Annotated in this window: 15 protein-coding genes; 4 read left to right on the forward strand and 11 right to left on the reverse strand. The window is 65.2% G+C overall.

Going from position 1 to position 15,752, the window contains the following annotated elements; genetic code table 11:
* The first annotated feature begins 8 nt into the window (after positions 1 to 8).
* A complete protein-coding gene (gene nadB, locus K6T56_04700; protein ID MCL6555645.1) occupies positions 9 to 1,622 on the forward strand; it encodes an L-aspartate oxidase in 1,614 nt (537 codons plus the stop codon).
* On the opposite strand, the gene K6T56_04705 is transcribed toward nadB, so the two are convergent.
* The 6 genes from K6T56_04705 to sdhC are packed head-to-tail and all read right to left on the reverse strand — an operon-like array spanning position 1,616 to position 5,459.
* On the reverse strand, positions 1,616 to 2,047 hold the full coding sequence (locus K6T56_04705; protein ID MCL6555646.1) for a hypothetical protein: 432 nt from the start codon (positions 2,045 to 2,047) through the stop codon (positions 1,616 to 1,618). The two genes, nadB and K6T56_04705, sit on opposite strands and share 7 nt — an antisense overlap.
* Positions 2,041 to 2,259, reverse strand: coding sequence for a succinate dehydrogenase assembly factor 2 (locus K6T56_04710; GenBank protein MCL6555647.1), 219 nt, complete (start codon positions 2,257 to 2,259; stop codon positions 2,041 to 2,043). Before K6T56_04710 ends, K6T56_04705 begins: the two co-directional genes overlap by 7 nt.
* A gap of 23 nt (positions 2,260 to 2,282) precedes the next feature.
* Positions 2,283 to 2,984 (reverse strand): succinate dehydrogenase iron-sulfur subunit, encoded by a 702-nt coding sequence (locus tag K6T56_04715; protein MCL6555648.1) that lies wholly within the window; start codon positions 2,982 to 2,984, stop codon positions 2,283 to 2,285.
* Positions 2,984 to 4,747 carry a succinate dehydrogenase flavoprotein subunit gene (gene sdhA, locus K6T56_04720; GenBank protein ID MCL6555649.1) on the reverse strand — a complete coding sequence of 588 codons (1,764 nt, stop codon included), beginning with the start codon at positions 4,745 to 4,747 and terminating at the stop codon, positions 2,984 to 2,986. The genes K6T56_04715 and sdhA overlap by 1 nt, the downstream gene beginning before the upstream one ends.
* Positions 4,744 to 5,091: a succinate dehydrogenase, hydrophobic membrane anchor protein gene (gene sdhD, locus K6T56_04725; GenBank protein ID MCL6555650.1), complete on the reverse strand. Its 348-nt coding sequence runs from the start codon at positions 5,089 to 5,091 to the stop codon at positions 4,744 to 4,746. Before sdhD ends, sdhA begins: the two co-directional genes overlap by 4 nt.
* Entirely contained in the window at positions 5,088 to 5,459 is a 372-nt protein-coding gene (gene sdhC, locus K6T56_04730; protein ID MCL6555651.1) for a succinate dehydrogenase, cytochrome b556 subunit, read from the reverse strand. Before sdhC ends, sdhD begins: the two co-directional genes overlap by 4 nt.
* Positions 5,460 to 5,596: 137 nt before the next feature.
* Between sdhC and K6T56_04735 the strand changes: the two genes are divergently transcribed.
* Positions 5,597 to 6,631 (forward strand): folate-binding protein YgfZ, encoded by a 1,035-nt coding sequence (locus tag K6T56_04735; GenBank protein MCL6555652.1) that lies wholly within the window; start codon positions 5,597 to 5,599, stop codon positions 6,629 to 6,631.
* 4 nt (positions 6,632 to 6,635) lie between these two features.
* Here K6T56_04735 and ftsB read toward each other — a convergent pair whose 3' ends face one another.
* The 4 genes from ftsB to K6T56_04755 all read right to left on the reverse strand — a co-directional run bounded on the left by ftsB (position 6,636) and on the right by K6T56_04755 (position 10,942).
* Positions 6,636 to 6,938, reverse strand: a complete 303-nt coding sequence (ftsB, locus tag K6T56_04740; protein MCL6555653.1) for a cell division protein FtsB — start codon at positions 6,936 to 6,938, stop codon at positions 6,636 to 6,638.
* Positions 6,939 to 7,070: 132 nt separating this feature from the next.
* The gene (gene eno / locus K6T56_04745; GenBank protein ID MCL6555654.1) at positions 7,071 to 8,354 is read right to left on the reverse strand and encodes a phosphopyruvate hydratase; all 1,284 of its coding nucleotides are present in this window, start codon (positions 8,352 to 8,354) and stop codon (positions 7,071 to 7,073) included.
* Positions 8,355 to 8,456: 102 nt separating this feature from the next.
* Positions 8,457 to 9,299, reverse strand: a complete 843-nt coding sequence (gene kdsA, locus K6T56_04750) for a 3-deoxy-8-phosphooctulonate synthase (GenBank protein MCL6555655.1) — start codon at positions 9,297 to 9,299, stop codon at positions 8,457 to 8,459.
* Positions 9,296 to 10,942: a CTP synthase gene (locus tag K6T56_04755; protein MCL6555656.1), complete on the reverse strand. Its 1,647-nt coding sequence runs from the start codon at positions 10,940 to 10,942 to the stop codon at positions 9,296 to 9,298. Before K6T56_04755 ends, kdsA begins: the two co-directional genes overlap by 4 nt.
* A gap of 376 nt (positions 10,943 to 11,318) precedes the next feature.
* Between K6T56_04755 and K6T56_04760 the strand changes: the two genes are divergently transcribed.
* Entirely contained in the window at positions 11,319 to 11,552 is a 234-nt protein-coding gene (locus tag K6T56_04760) for a ferrous iron transport protein A (GenBank protein MCL6555657.1), read from the forward strand.
* Positions 11,549 to 13,336, forward strand: a complete 1,788-nt coding sequence (feoB, locus tag K6T56_04765; protein ID MCL6555658.1) for a ferrous iron transport protein B — start codon at positions 11,549 to 11,551, stop codon at positions 13,334 to 13,336. The genes K6T56_04760 and feoB overlap by 4 nt, the downstream gene beginning before the upstream one ends.
* Before the next feature lie 26 nt (positions 13,337 to 13,362).
* On the opposite strand, the gene ppsA is transcribed toward feoB, so the two are convergent.
* Complete coding sequence (gene ppsA / locus K6T56_04770; protein MCL6555659.1) at positions 13,363 to 15,744, reverse strand: phosphoenolpyruvate synthase; 2,382 nt, start codon at positions 15,742 to 15,744, stop codon at positions 13,363 to 13,365.
* Between the last annotated feature and the right edge of the window lie 8 nt (positions 15,745 to 15,752).

Below are 15,752 nucleotides of genomic sequence, written 5' to 3' on the forward strand. Positions count from 1 at the left end.
CCCATGCTATGATCCCGCTTTCACTTACGGAGGCAGGGGTGCAACGGTTCGACGTGGTGGTGGTGGGCAGCGGGCTGGCGGGGCTCACCCTGGCCCTGCATCTGGCCGGGCAAAAGCGGGTGGCGGTGATCAGCAAGCGCACCCTCTTTGACAGCGCCAGCGACTGGGCCCAGGGGGGGATTGCCGCCGTGCTCTCCGGTGAGGATTCCATTGATGCCCATGTGCAGGACACCCTCACCGCCGGTGCCGGCCTCTGCGACGAGGCGGTCACCCGCGCCATCATCAGCCAGGGGCCGGACATGATCCGCTGGCTCATGGAACAGGGGGTCGCGTTCAGTCGCGATACCGAAGGGGAAACGGGTCTTCATCTGACCCGGGAGGGTGGCCACAGCCACCGCCGCATCGTGCATGCGGCGGATGCCACCGGCCATGCGGTGCAAAGCGTCCTCATCGCCCGCGCCCGCGCCCACCCATCGCTCACCCTGCTGGAAAATCACATCGCCATCGACCTCATCACGGGCGCCAAGCTCTCGCGCGGTGACAACCGGTGTTACGGCCTCTACGCCCTGGACAAAACCCGCGGCCGCGTGGTGACCCTGGCCGCAGATGCCACGGTGCTGGCCACCGGTGGCGCGGGCAAGGTTTATCTCTACACCACCAATCCCGATGTTGCCACCGGCGACGGCGTGGCCATGGGCTGGCGCGCCGGCTGCCGCGTGGCCAACATGGAGTTCATCCAGTTTCATCCGACCTGTCTTTATCATCCCCACGCCAAATCTTTCCTCATCACCGAGGCGGTGCGGGGGGAAGGCGGTGTGCTCAAGCGCCCGGATGGCAGCCGCTTCATGCCCGAGTACGACCCGCGGGCGGAGCTCGCGCCCCGCGACGTGGTGGCGCGCGCCATCGACTTCGAAATGAAGAAACACGGTTTCGACTGCGTTTATCTGGACATCAGCCACAAGCCGGCGGATTTTCTCAAAAGCCACTTCCCCACCATCTATGAGCGCTGCCGTAGGCTCGGCATCGACATCACGCGAGAGCCCATCCCGGTGGTGCCGGCCGCTCATTACAGTTGCGGTGGCCTCGTCGCCGATGTTGCCGGCCGCACCGACCTGCCGGGCCTTTACGCGGTGGGGGAAGTGGCCTGCACCGGCCTGCACGGCGCCAACCGGCTAGCCAGCAACTCGCTCTTAGAATGCCTGGTCATGGGACGCGCCGCCGCCCGGGCCATCCTGGCCGAGCCCGCCGCGCCGCGACCGGAACTGCCGGCCTGGGATGAAAGCCGCGTCACCGACGCCGACGAGGAAGTGGTCATCTCCCACAACTGGGACGAGCTGCGGCGCTGCATGTGGGACTACGTGGGTATCGTGCGCACCGACAAGCGATTGCAGCGTGCCCTGAACCGCATCAACCTGCTGAGCGAAGAGATCGTCGAGTACTACCGCAACTTCCGGGTAAGCAACGACCTCATTGAACTGCGCAATCTCGTCGTCACCGCCGAACTCATCGTGCGCTGCGCCCTCTCCCGCCACGAAAGCCGGGGCCTGCATTTCAGCCGCGACTATCCCTTCACCCTGCCCCGCGGCGAGAACACCGTGCTCTCCCCGCGCGGGGCTCACTGAGGCGCCTGCCGCGCTGGCAGCCGCCCCCAGCGCAGCCGCAGCCGCAAGCGGCGGAAGGATTCGGCTTCCACCCGGTCGGGGGTGAGCAGAACGCTCACCCGCCCCTTGGCCGTGCGGCACGGCAACACGGTGAGCCACGGCGTGACGAAAGCCCCGGGGACAAGCTCCGCGGCAAGGCGGTTTCTCTTCGTGACCACCTCCAGCCTGCCCGCTTGATCCAGCATAAGCGCCTGCACGGAACGGGGACCACGGTTCAAGGCATGATGGAAAACGGCGTGCACGGCGCTCATGAGGAGAAGGCCGCTGCCGGAAAGCTTCACCCACAGTGTCAGGGGCACAAGCCAAAGGCAGAAGAGCGCGCCGGCGTGCAGGCCCCCCAGCAGGAGGGCAAGCCGCAGGGAAGGTCTGAGGGCAAGCATCAGCATCGGCGCAACCGTTCGATAAGGGGGGCGAATCGTTCGCTCGGCTGGCGACCCTCGAGAAGCGCGAGCAGCGTGGCATCGCCAAGCTGCAACAGCGCATCGAAGCTTTCCCGCTCGCGTGGCGTGAGTTGGGCGTATTCCGTGTCCAGGAATCGCGCCAGGATGAGGTCGAGCTCCAGCATGCCGCGCCGGCAGCGCCAGCGCAGCCTCGCCATCCTGTCATCGTCTTTGGCAGGGTTCACAGCGTGCGACTCACCAGCATGGCCTTGATGCGGGCGATGGCCTGGGTCGGATTGAGACCCCTGGGACAGGCATCGATGCAATTCATGATGGTGTGGCAACGGAACAGGCGGTAGGGGTCTTCCAGTTCGTCCAGTCGCGCATTGGCCGCCTGATCCCGGCTGTCGGCAAGCCAGCGGTAGGCGGCAAGCAGTGCCGCCGGGCCGAGGAAGCGGTCCGGATTCCACCAGAAGGAAGGGCAGGCCGTGGAACAGCAGGCACACAGGATGCATTCGTGCAGCCCGTCCAGCACCGCCCTTTCCTCGGGACTCTGCAGCCTTTCGATCTCCGGCTCCGGATCGTGGTTGATGAGCCAGGGCTTCACCGCGCGGTACTGGCGCAGGAAGGGTTTGAGGTCCACCACCAGATCGCGGATCACCGGCAGGCCCGGCAGCGGGCGCAACTCAATGGGCTGTTTCAAACCCGCCAGGGGCGTGATGCAGGCCAGGCCGTTGCGCCCGTTGATGTTCATGGCATCCGACCCGCACACGCCCTCGCGGCAGGAACGACGCACCGCCAGCGTCGGGTCCTCATCCTTGATTCTGAGGATGGCATCGAGGAGCATCCGCCCTTCCGGTTCCATGTCGAGCACGTATTCCTGCATGCGCGGCGGAGCGCCCGATTCGGGATCGTAGCGGTAGATGGACAGGCGAACGCTCATCAGTAACTCCGGGGCACGGGCGGGAAGGATTCCACGGTGAGGGGTTTCAGGCGCACCGGCTTGTAATCGAGCCGGCTGCCTTCGAGGAAATACAGGGTGTGCTTGAGCCAGTGATCGTCGTCGCGCCGGGGAAAATCCACGCGGGAATGGGCACCGCGGCTTTCCGTGCGGGCCGCCGCGGAAACGATGGTGGCAAGCGCCACCTCCAGCATGTTCTCCAGCTCCAGCGCCTCGATGCGTGCCGTGTTGAAAATGCGGCTGTAATCGCGCAGGCTGGCGTGGGCGAGGCGTTCCCGCAGGCTGCGGATCTCCTCGATGCCCGCGGCAAGCTCGGAAGCAGTACGGAAGACACCGCAACGGCGTTCCATCACCCGCTGCATTTCGTCGCGGATGGCGGGAATCGATTCCTCGCCCCGCGGCCGATCCCAACGCGCGAGGCGCTCCAGCACCGGTTCCACCGCGCTGGGTGGAATCGGCCGCGGATAGGGGTTTTCCCGCAGGTATTCCCGCATGTGCGCGCCGGCGGCGCGGCCGAAGACGACGATGTCCAGCAGCGAATTGCCCCCCAGCCGGTTGGCGCCATGGACCGAGACACAGGCACACTCCCCCACCGCATACAGCCCCGGCACAGGCTCCTCGGGACCCGTGGCGGTGGGTGTCACCACCTGACCGAAGCGGTTGGTGGGAATACCCCCCATCATGTAATGGGCCGTGGGAAAAACGGGAATGGGCTTTTCCGCCGGGTCCACATGGGCGAAGCGGCGCGCCAGCTCCCGCGCCCCCGGCAGACGCGCCGCGATGCGCTCCGCACCCAGGTGGTCAAGCTTCAGCAGCACGTGATCCCCCTGCGGCCCACAGCCGCGCCCTTCGCGGATTTCGGTGACGATGGCGCGGCTCACCACGTCCCGGCTGGCGAGGTCCTTCGCCTGAGGTGCGTAGCGCTCCATGAAACGCTCGCCGCGGTTGTTGATGAGATAGCCCCCCTCCCCCCGCGCCGCTTCGGAGATGAGGCAACCCACGCCGGCAATCCCGGTGGGATGGAACTGGAAGAACTCCATGTCCTGCAGGGGAATCCCGGCACGCAATGCCATGCCCAGCCCATCGCCGGTGTTGATGAAGGCATTGGTGGAGGTACGGAAGATGCGCGCCGCGCCGCCGGTGGCCAGCAGGGTAGCGCGCGCCTCGATGAGGAGCGGCTCGCCGGTCTCGATCTCCAATGCCAGCACGCCGAGGACATAGCCCTCGTCATCCTTGATCAAGTCCACGGCGAAGAACTCGTCGAAGAAGTGGGTGCGGGCCCGGAGGTTCTGCTGGTAGAGCGTGTGCAGCATGGCATGGCCGGTGCGGTCTGCGGCGGCACAGGTGCGCGTGGCCTGGCCCTGCCCCAGCGCAACGGATTGCCCGCCGAAGGGCCGCTGGTAAATGCGCCCGTCGGGCAGGCGGGAGAAAGGCAGGCCGTAATGTTCCAGCTCGTAAACCGTCTGCGCCGCCGCGCGGCACATGAACTCGATGGCATCCTGGTCCCCGAGGTAGTCCGAGCCCTTCACCGTGTCGTACATGTGCCAGTACCAGTTGTCCGGCGTCACGTTGCCCAGGGCGGCGTTGATGCCCCCCTGCGCGGCGACGGTGTGGGAGCGGGTGGGGAAGACCTTGGACACCACCGCCACCTTGAGGTCGGCATCGGCCAGCGCCAGCGCCGCGCGCAGGCCACCGCCCCCCGCGCCCACCACGAGGGCATCGAAAGTACGCTTGCGTACCTTCATGGCCGTCCCCACAAAATGCCCGCCGCCCAGAGGAGACACCCCATCAGGATGAGCAGGGTCAGCGTGTGAGCGGTAAGACGCACCCCGGTGTGGTGCAGATAGTCCATGTAGACATCACGCATGCCGAGCCACGCATGCCAGCACAGGGCGAAGACGAAAAGAAAGGTGGCGTGGCGCATCCAGACCGGTTCGAACAGCCCCCGCCAGGCGGCATGGTCGAGGACGGGGACACGCCAGAGGCACACGCCCAGAAGCAACGTGTAAACCGCCAGCAGCAGGCCGGTGATGCGCTGCGCGAGCCAGCCGATGACGCCATAGTGGGCGCCGCCCACGCTTCGCTTCACCTGCCGCCCCCCCAAAGCGCCACACCGATCACTAGCGCGACGGCGGCCGCTGCGCCCAGCACCAATACCGCGGAGCTGCGGGCGTGGCGGTAGAGTCCCGGCCGGTGCAGATCGAAGACAAGAAAGCGCAAGCCGGCAAGCAGGTGATAGACATAGACGATGAGCAGCAGGGTCACCACTGCCCGCAGCGGCAGGCTCTGTCTAAGCTTCCTGAACCCCGCTTCGCCGGAAAGGGAAAGCTCGAACAGATAAAGCGCGGCGGGGAGCAGGAGAAAGAGCAGGATGCCGCTCGCCCGGTGCAGGATGGAAACGATGGCGGGAAGCGGCTGGCGGATGCGCAACAGATCGAGATAGACGGGGCGGCGCATGACGCATCAGGCTTGCAAAAGACTACGGGCGCCAGTATGTTTCGCCCGGTGCCTCCGTGCCATGCGGAAGCCCTTTGGCCCTTTCTGCGACACGGCTTTTTTCCTTTCGGCGTTTTCCTTTTCCAGGAATCGTGCCCATGAATACCGACTGGCAGCAGTTTCTCCAATCCCGTGGTGCCGTTTTCGAGGACGGTCGGGTGGTCCACTTCGGCGATGCGGCGGAAGAACTCCGGCGCTCGGCGCAGCAGCCCATTTTAGCCGATCTCTCCCACTACGCGCTGATCCGCCTCGCCGGCGACGACGCCCAGACTTTCCTCCAGGGACAGGTGAGCAACGATGTGCGTCTGCTCAACGGTGAAAACAGCCAGTGGGCCGCCTACTGCACGCCCAAGGGACGCATGCTGGCAAGTTTCCTCCTCTGGCGGGATGCGCAGGGTTTCCTCATGCAATTGCCGGCAAGCCTTAAAGAGCCCATCCGCAAACGCCTGTCCATGTTCGTGCTGCGTTCCAAAGTGACCCTCAGCGACGAGAGCGCAAACTGGGTGTGTCTAGGGCTCGCCGGGCCCGGTGCGGGGCAAACCCTCGGCGAAACACTGGGGGTGACGCCGCCAGCGCCCCATGGCGTGCTCTCCCTGGCTGAGGGCATGCTCCTCTCCCTGCCGGGGGGCTGTTTCGAAATCCTCACACCCCCCGCGGGCGCTCCCGCGCTTTGGGACAGACTCGCCCAACGCTTCCTTCCGGTGGGAAGCGACCGCTGGGATTGGCATCTTTTGCGCGCTGGCATTCCCGTGATCCTGCCCGCCACCCAGGAGGAATTCGTGCCCCAGATGGTCAACTTCGAACTGGTGGGGGGCGTGAGTTTCAAGAAGGGCTGCTACCCGGGCCAGGAGATCGTGGCCCGCACCCAGTATCTGGGCAAACCCAAGCGGCGCATGTATCTTGCCCACCTGACGAGCGCCACGCCCCCGCAGCCCGGGGATGCCCTCTTCAGCGCCGACATGGGGGATCAGGCGAGCGGCGTGATCGTCAACGCCGCGGCCGCACCGGAAGGCGGTTACGATGTCCTGGCGGTGATCCACACGGCAAGTGCCACCGCCGCACCCGTCCACTGGAAAAGGCCGGACGGACCGGTCCTGCAGCTTGGGGAACTGCCCTACGCGGTTCCTCTGTGAGGGTTTAGGGTGACGCGGGCGGGGTCTTCGGCTGGGTTTCGTCCATCACCTGGAAGAAAACCTCGTCCTGCCGCACCATGCCCAGTTCGCTGCGCGCGCGCTCTTCGATGGCTTCGTAGCCGGTTTTGAGGTCGTTGACCTCGGCCTCGAGGGAGGCATTGCGCCGCGCCAGCCGCTCGTTTTCGGCGAGCTGTTTTTTCAGCGCCTGGTCCACCTCCCACACCTTGAGCCAACTGCCCTTGCCCAGCCACAGGGGATACTGCAGGGCGAGGATCAGGAGTGCGAGGATCAGAGTCAGCCAGCGCACGGCAAGCTTCACCCCGCTGTCCGTGGCCGCCTGGCACAGGGCCGGCGTCTCGGGCGCGGGCGCCTTCCGGCAACCGCGCCCGAGGCGCAGCCGGCGCCGGGGGCGCGCGCCGCAGACGCCTGCGCCGGAATCTCAGCCGAGTTGATAGAAGGCCTCCCGCCCCGCATAGGCGGCATTGTCGCCCAACTCCTCCTCGATGCGCAGCAACTGGTTGTATTTGGCAATGCGCTCCGAGCGGGACAGGGAGCCGGTCTTGATCTGCAAAGCGTGACTGGCCACGGCAATGTCGGCAATGGTGGTATCCTCCGTTTCTCCCGAGCGGTGGGAGATCACCGCCGTGTAACGGGCGCGCCGCGCCGTCTCGATGCAGGTGAAGGTCTCGGTGAGCGTCCCGATCTGATTGATCTTGATCAATACCGAGTTGGCAATCCCCTGGGCGATCCCCTCGCGCAGGATGCGGCTGTTGGTGACGAAGATGTCATCACCCACCAGCTGGATGCGGCGGCCCAGACGTTCGGTGAGCAGTTTCCAGCCCGGCCAGTCATGCTCGCTCATGCCATCCTCGATGGAGACGATGGGATACCGCTCCACCCAGGAGACGAGATAGTCGGCGAACGCTTCCGAACTCATGCTGCGGTTTTCCGAGGCGAGTACGTATTTCCCATCGCGGTAGAACTCGGAGGCGGCGCAGTCCACACCGATGGCCACATCCGCCCCCGGCAGGTAGCCCGCCGCCTCGATGGCCTCGACGATGAGCTCGAGGGCAGCTTCGTTGCTGGGGAGGTTGGGGGCAAAGCCGCCTTCGTCGCCGACAGTGGTGACGTGGCCGCGGTGTTCCAGCAGTTTCTTCAACGCATGGAAGACTTCCGCGCCGTAGCGCACCGCCTCGCGGAAGCTGGGCGCCCCCACCGGAATGATCATGAATTCCTGCATGTCCACGCTGTTGTTGGCGTGCGCCCCGCCATTGATGATGTTCATCATGGGCACCGGCAGCGTCATCGGCCCCGCCCCGCCCAGGTAGCGGTAAAGGGGCAGCCCCGATTCCTCCGCCGCGGCCTTGGCCACCGCAAGGGAGACGGCGAGGATGGCATTGGCACCCAGGCGGCCCTTGTTTTCCGTGCCATCGAGGTCGATGAGGGTACGGTCGATGAAGGTCTGTTCCTCCGCATCCAGCCCGATGATGGCTTCGCAGATTTCGGTGTTGATGTTTTCCACGGCCTTCAACACGCCCTTGCCGCCATAACGCTGCGCATCCCCGTCGCGCAGCTCGATGGCTTCCCGGCTGCCGGTGGAGGCACCGGAGGGCACGGCGGCGCGGCCGATCACCCCGGATTCCAGCAGCACATCGGCCTCCACCGTGGGATTGCCACGGGAGTCGAGGATTTCACGGGCGATGACATCGACGATTGCACTCATTGCGTTTTTCCTTTTTCCGTTCCACCACGGAGGAGGCGAAGGTTCCGCAGCGACGATCGGTGCGGCCGCGTGTCCCTCTGGTGTTCCCCGTGGTACGTGTTTTTACAAAAACTCGTTTTCGATAAAACCCGCACGTTTCACCTGCGCATCCAGTTCCTTAAGGAGGACGAGCAGTTCCTTCATGCGGGAAAGGGGCCAGGCATTGGGGCCGTCGGAGAGGGCCTTGTCCGGCTCCGGATGGGTTTCCATGAACACCCCGGCCACCCCCGCCGCCACCGCCGCCCGCGCCAGCACCGGCACGAACTCCCGCTGCCCCCCGCTGCGCACCCCCAGTCCCCCCGGCTGCTGCACCGAGTGGGTGGCATCGAAGACCACCGGACAACCCGTCTCCCGCATGATCGCCAGCCCCCGCATATCGGAGATCAGGGTGTTGTAACCGAAGGAGACCCCCCGTTCGCAGACCAGAATGGTGTCCGCGCCGCCATTGGCCGCCTTGGCCTTGGCCACCACGTTTTTCATGTCCCAGGGGGCGAGGAACTGGCCCTTCTTGATGTTGACGGGCTTGCCGGTGGCGGCCACGGCCTGGATGAAATCGGTCTGCCGGCAGAGGAAAGCGGGTGTTTGCAGCACATCCACGACGCCGGCCACTTCCGGGATTTCCGCTTCCGTATGCACATCGGTGAGCACCGGCACACCGATCTGGCGACGCACCTCCTCCAGGATTTTGAGTCCCTGCGCCATGCCCAGGCCGCGGAAGGAAGTCCCGGAGCTGCGATTGGCCTTGTCATAGGAGGATTTGTAGATGAAGGGCATGCCCACTTCGGCGCAGATTTCCTTGAGCCGCCCCGCCGTCTCCAGGGCAAGCTCGCGCGACTCGATGACGCAGGGGCCGGCAATGAGAAACAGCGGATGTTCAAGGCCGGCATCGAAACCGCAAAGCTTCATGACGCCGCTTCCTGCCGCCTGCTGCGTTGCGCCAGGGCGGCGCGGACGAAGGCGGTAAACAGGGGATGACCCTGGCGGGGCGTGGAGGTGAATTCCGGATGGAACTGTACGGCCACGAACCAGGGATGATCCGCGAGCTCGATCACTTCACAGAGATGTTCCTCGCCGGTGGAACGGCCACTCACCCGCAGGCCCGCCTCCTCCAGCGCCGGCAGCAGAGTGTTGTTGACCTCATAACGGTGACGGTGGCGCTCCACGATCCCATCCCGGCCGTAAATCTGGTGAGCGAGGCTGCCGGGGGCAAGCCGGCATTCCTGGCCGCCCAGGCGCATGGTGCCGCCGAGATCGGAGGTCTCGGAGCGACGCAATAGCTGCCCGGAGCGGTCCCGCCATTCGGTGATCAATGCCACCACCGGATAAGGCGTGTCCGGATCGAATTCCGTGCTGTGGGCGCCCGCCATGCCGGCCACGTCGCGGGCGAACTCGATCACCGCAAGCTGCATACCCAGGCAGATGCCAAGATAGGGAATGCGGTTTTCCCGCGCGTAGCGGATGGCCTTGATCTTGCCCTCCACCCCCCGCTTGCCGAAACCGCCGGGAACCAGGATGGCATCCATGTCGCGGAGCACGTCGGGATCCCCGTCTTCCAGTTTTTCGGAATCGATGTAGTGGATATGCACCCGCGAACGGGTGTGGATGCCGGCGTGAACGAGGGCCTCGGAGAGGGACTTGTAGGACTCGGTGAGGTCCACGTATTTGCCCACCAGGGCGACATCCACTTCATGCTGGGGATGTTCCAGCGCATATACCAGTTCGTCCCACAGGCGCAGATCGGCAGGGGGCGGATGCAGCATCAGCTTGCGGCAGACGATGTCATCCAGATGCTGGTCGTGGAGGATGCGGGGAATCTTGTAAATGCTGTCCACGTCGATGGCGGAGATGACCGCTTCTTCCGGCACGTTGGTGAAGAGCGCGATCTTGCGCCGTTCCTCCGCCGGCAGCGGCCGGTCGGCGCGGCAAAGGAGGATATCGGGTTGAATACCGATCTCCCTCAGCTCCTTCACCGAATGCTGTGTGGGCTTGGTCTTGATCTCACCGGCGGAGGCGATATAGGGCACCAGGGTGAGATGGATGAAACAGGCATTCTCCCGCCCCACCTCGATGGCCATCTGGCGGATGGCCTCAAGGAAAGGCAGGGATTCGATATCGCCCACGGTGCCGCCGATTTCCACCACCGCCACTTCCGCATCGCCCGCCCCCAGGCGGATGAAATGCTTGATCTCATCGGTGATGTGGGGAATGACCTGCACCGTGCCGCCCAGGTAATCGCCCCGGCGTTCCTTGCGGATCACGCTTTCGTAGATCTGGCCGGTGGTGAAGTTGTTGCGCTTCGTCATCTTGCGGTTGATGAAGCGCTCGTAATGACCGAGATCGAGGTCGGTTTCCGCCCCGTCCTCGGTGACGAAAACCTCACCGTGCTGAAAGGGGCTCATGGTGCCGGGATCCACGTTGATGTAGGGATCCAGCTTGAGCATGGTGACCTTGATGCCGCGGGATTCCAGGATGGCGCCCAGAGAGGCGGCGGCGATGCCCTTGCCCAGGGAAGAAACGACCCCGCCTGTGATGAAGATGAATTTGGTCATGGAGAAGGCATGCAACAGACGGGATGCCATCATACCGCAAAAGGCGGTGGCGGCCAAAAAATCTTCCTCAGCCGCCGCTGCCGGACTTTCCAGGTCGCCATCTTTGCGAGCGGCAAAGGTGGCGCGTTTCCTTGCCCCCTGCCCGCTTGCGCCGGAGGAAGTTTCCGTCGGGTCCGCCCACTGGTCTCAGCGGGCGGGCCCGCTTCAGACGCTGCAGGATGGCGGCAACAGCGGCGGCAGGCAGCCCTTGGTCTTCTGCGGTCCATTTCCCTGCGCCCCACCCCATGGGCTGCTTTCAGGCGCGCTGATGCTTGCGCCCCAGACGGGGAAGTGGCAAACTTAAAAACAATTCTCATTTGTAAATAAGCCCATCCTGATGGACACCCTGGCCAACCTGCAACCCGGAGAGACGGCGATCATCACCGGCCTCCGTTTCAATGACGCCGTCAAGGCACGCCTGGCCGCTCTGGGTCTGCGGGTGGGGCGGCGAGTGGCCCTCATCCGCCGCGCCTGCTGCAGGGGGCCACTGCAGATCCGGGTCGGCAGCACGGACCTCATGCTGCGCCCGCGGGAGGCCGCCCACATCGACGTCGCCCGCGCTTCGTCATGAAGCGCATCGCCCTTCTGGGCATGCCCAACACGGGCAAGTCCACCTTCTTCAACCGGCTCACCGGCGCCTCGGCCCGCGTTGGCAATTGGCCGGGGGTCACCGTGGACCTGCTGGGCGCAAAAATCCTCCTCGGCGGCGAAATGGTGGAAGTCGTCGATCTGCCGGGGATCTACGATCTCCACGGTTTCTCCGAGGACGAGATGGTGGTGCGCCATTTCCTGGAACACAACCGGGTGGACCTGGTGGTGGTGATCCTCAACGCCACCCAGCTCGACCGCCAGCTCGCCCTCGCCCTGCAGGTGAAACAACTGGAATTGCCCGCCGTGCTGCTCCTCAACATGGCGGATGAAGCGGCGCGTTTCGGGGTGGCCATCGACACCCACCGCATGGCGGCCGAAATGGGCATGCCGGTGGCGCTGTTGTCCGCCAAGCACGGGCAGGGCTTTGCCGCGGCGGTGGATTTGCTGAAGCGCCGCTTGGCCCAGAGCAATCCGGTCACGCTCGAAAATCTGCGGCAAAGACTGGCCGCTGACGCCGGCATCGAACGCCAGATGGAAAGGGTGCTGGCCCGCGCGGTGCACATCCCGCCGCAGCTTACGGACAGCCTCACCGCCCGTCTGGATGGGCTGCTTTTGCATCCCGTGCTTGGCCTGCCCATTTTCTTCGCCATCCTCTATGGCCTCTTCCACGCCATCTTCACCCTGGGCAAGCCCCTGCAGGATGGCATGGCGTGGCTTTTGGCGGCATTCCGCGCGCAGGCGTTGGATCCGCTCCTCTCAGGCGCACCGGCGTGGCTGTCTGGCCTGCTGCTGGATGGCCTCTACAACGGCGTGGGCACGGTGGCGGCCTTCGTGCCGGTGATCGTGCTCTTCTTCCTCTTCATGGCGCTGGTGGAGGACACCGGTTACCTCTCCCGCGCGGCCTTCCTCATGGATGCCCTCATGGCGCGGCTGGGGCTCGATGGACGCAGTTTCGTCATGCTCCTCATGGGCTTCGGCTGCAACGTCCCCGCCATCATGGGCACACGGGTGATGCGCTCGCGTGCCCTGCGCCTGCTCACCATGCTGGTCATCCCGTTCTCCCTCTGCTCGGCACGGCTGCAGGTTTTCCTCTTCATCACCGCCGCGCTCTTTTCCCCACGGGCGGCGCCGCTGGTGCTCCTCAGCCTCTATCTGCTCAGCTTCGCGGCGGCCATGCTCACCGCGCTCCTCTTTAAGGGACGGTTCGTCAGCCACGAACCCTTCGTGCTGGAACTGCCCCCCTACCGCCTGCCGACGCTGCGGCAGATGGTCCTGCGTGGCTGGCAGGAGGTGCGGCACTTCCTCCATCGGGCGAGCAAATTCATTGTCGCCGGTGTCGTCATGGTCTGGCTGCTCACCCACCTGCCGCCGGGTGCCATCCCCGGCAGCAGTGCCACCTGGGCGGGGAAAATCGGCGCCTGGGCCGCGCCCGTACTGGAGCCCGCGGGCATCGATGGGCAGCTTGCCATCGCCCTGATCTTCGGCTTTGTCGCCAAGGAAATCGTCATCGGGGCGCTGGCCGTGATCTATGGCCTCGAGGGCAGTGCCCTCACCCACCACCTCGGGCAGACCCTCAGCTGGGCGCAGGCCATGAGCTTCATGCTCTTCACCCTCCTCTACACCCCCTGTCTTTCCACCATTGCCACCCTGAGGAGCGAAGCCCACAGTTGGCGCTTCACCCTCACCAGTGTGGGCTGGTCCCTGCTCCTCGCCTGGCTGGTGAGCTTCGCCTTCTACCAGACCACGCGCCTGTTGGGTTACTGAGGCTGGGCAAGCCAGGGCACTGCCCCTTACGCGGCAGAACCCGGACGATCACCTGCCAGGGCGAGCCAGGTTTCCACCACCGTGTCGGGGTTGAGGGAGAGGCTTTCGATGCCCTGCTCCACCAACCAGCGGGCGAGATCGGGATGGTCGGAGGGACCCTGGCCGCAGATGCCCACGTACTTGCCCTTCTGCCGACAGGCGGCGATGGCCTGGGCGAGCAGCATCTTGACCGCGGGGTTGCGTTCGTCGAAGGCAGCGGCCACCAGATTGGAATCGCGGTCCACACCCAGGGTGAGCTGGGTGAGGTCGTTGGAGCCGATGGAAAAGCCGTCGAAATACTCGAGGAAGTCGTTGGCCAGGAGGACATTGGAGGGAATCTCGCACATCATCACCAGCCGCAGCCCCGCGCTGCCCCGCGTAAGCCCCTGTTCGGCCAGCAGTGCCACCACTTCCCGCGCCTCCTCCACGGTGCGCACGAAGGGAATCATCAGTTCCACGTTGCCATAACCGAGCTCCTCGCGCACCCGCTTCATGGCGCGGCATTCCAGGGCGAAGCAGTCGCGGAAGGCCGGCGAGATGTAGCGGGCAGCACCGCGGAAACCCAGCATGGGGTTTTCCTCCTGCGGTTCGTAACGTTCGCCGCCGATGAGATTGGCATACTCGTTGGATTTGAAATCCGACAGGCGCACGATCACCGGCTTCGGCCAGAAGGCGGCGGCGATGGTGGCCACCCCTTCCGCCAGCCTTTCCACATAGAAGCGCACGGGATCGGCATAGCCTGCGGCCTGGGTTTCCACCGCCTCGCGCAGGGGCGGCGGCAGCTGGGGATAGTCGAGCACGGCGCGCGGGTGGATGCCGATCATGCGGCTGATGATGAATTCCAGCCGCGCCAGCCCCACGCCGTGATTGGGGAGTTGGGCAAAATCGAAGGCCTGCTCCGGGTTGCCCACGTTCATCATGATTTTCACCGGCGGCGGTGGCAGCGTGTCGAGACTCAGCTCGCGCACCTCGCTTTCCAGCAGCCCCTCGTAAACCTTGCCGGTATCCCCTTCGGCGCAGGAGACGGTCACCGGCTGGCTTTCGGCGAGTTTCTCCGTCGCATCGCCAGTGCCCACCACCGCGGGAATGCCCAGTTCCCGCGCCACGATGGCGGCATGGCAGGTGCGCCCGCCGCGATTGGTGACGATGGCGGCGGCGCGTTTCATCACCGGTTCCCAGTCGGGATCGGTCATGTCCGTGACCAGCACGTCACCCGGCTGCACCCGGTGCATTTCCGCTGCCGACAGGACGCGGCGCACGGGGCCGGCGCCGATACGGCTGCCGATGGCCCGCCCGGTCACCAGGACCCGGCCGGATCCCTTGAGGCGGTACTGGCGCAAGAGGCTGCCGGAAGCGCGCGATTTGACCGTCTCGGGTCTTGCCTGGACGATGAAGAGCTCGTTCGTGAGGCCGTCCTTGGCCCACTCGATGTCCATGGGACGGCCGTAATGTTTTTCGATCACCACCGCCATACGGGCGAGTTCCCGCACTTCGTCGTCACTGAGACAGAACTGCCGGCGGAGCGCCTCCGGTACCTCCTCAATCCGCGTGGCCTGACCGCCCTCGCCATAGACCATGCGCCGTGCCTTGCTGCCCAGGGCGCGGCGCACGATGGCGGGCCTGCCCGCTGCCAGCATGGGTTTGTGCACGTAGAACTCGTCCGGGTTCACCGCGCCCTGCACCACCATTTCCCCCAGCCCCCAGGAGCCGGTGATGAAGACCACGTCGGGGAAACCGGACTCGGTATCGATGGTAAACATCACGCCACTTGAAGCGAGATCACTGCGCACCATGCGCTGGATGCCCGCCGACAGGGCCACCTGGGCATGGCGGAAACCGTGGTGGACGCGGTAGGCGATGGCGCGGTCGTTGTAGAGGGAAGCGAACACTTCCTTGACCGCCTGCAGCACATTCTCGAGGCCGACGACATTGAGCAGTGTCTCCTGCTGGCCGGCAAAGGAGGCATCCGGCAGGTCCTCCGCCGTGGCAGAAGAGCGCACGGCAACGGAAAGCTCCCCGGGGGTGGCGGCGACAAGCTTCGTCCAGGCGACGCGGATTTCCGCCTCGAGCCGGGGAGGAAATTCCCCTGCCTTCACCCAGGCGCGGATTTGCGCCCCCGTCGCCGCCAGCGCGGTGACATCGTTCACGTCGAGGCCATCCAGGGCGGCGTGGATTTTTTCGACGAGACCATTGTGGGCGAGATGATCGCGGAAGGCCTGGGCCGTGGTGGCAAAGCCGCCCGGCACCCGCACACCCAGATGGGAGAGGGAGCGGATCATCTCGCCCAGGGAGGCGTTTTTGCCGCCCACCCGCTCCACGTCCTTCATTGACAGTTCTTCAAACCAGATGATGTATGATGGCTCGGTCATGGTGAGGT

Source organism: Burkholderiales bacterium (assembly GCA_023511995.1).
GTDB lineage: Bacteria > Pseudomonadota > Gammaproteobacteria > Burkholderiales > Thiobacteraceae > Thiobacter.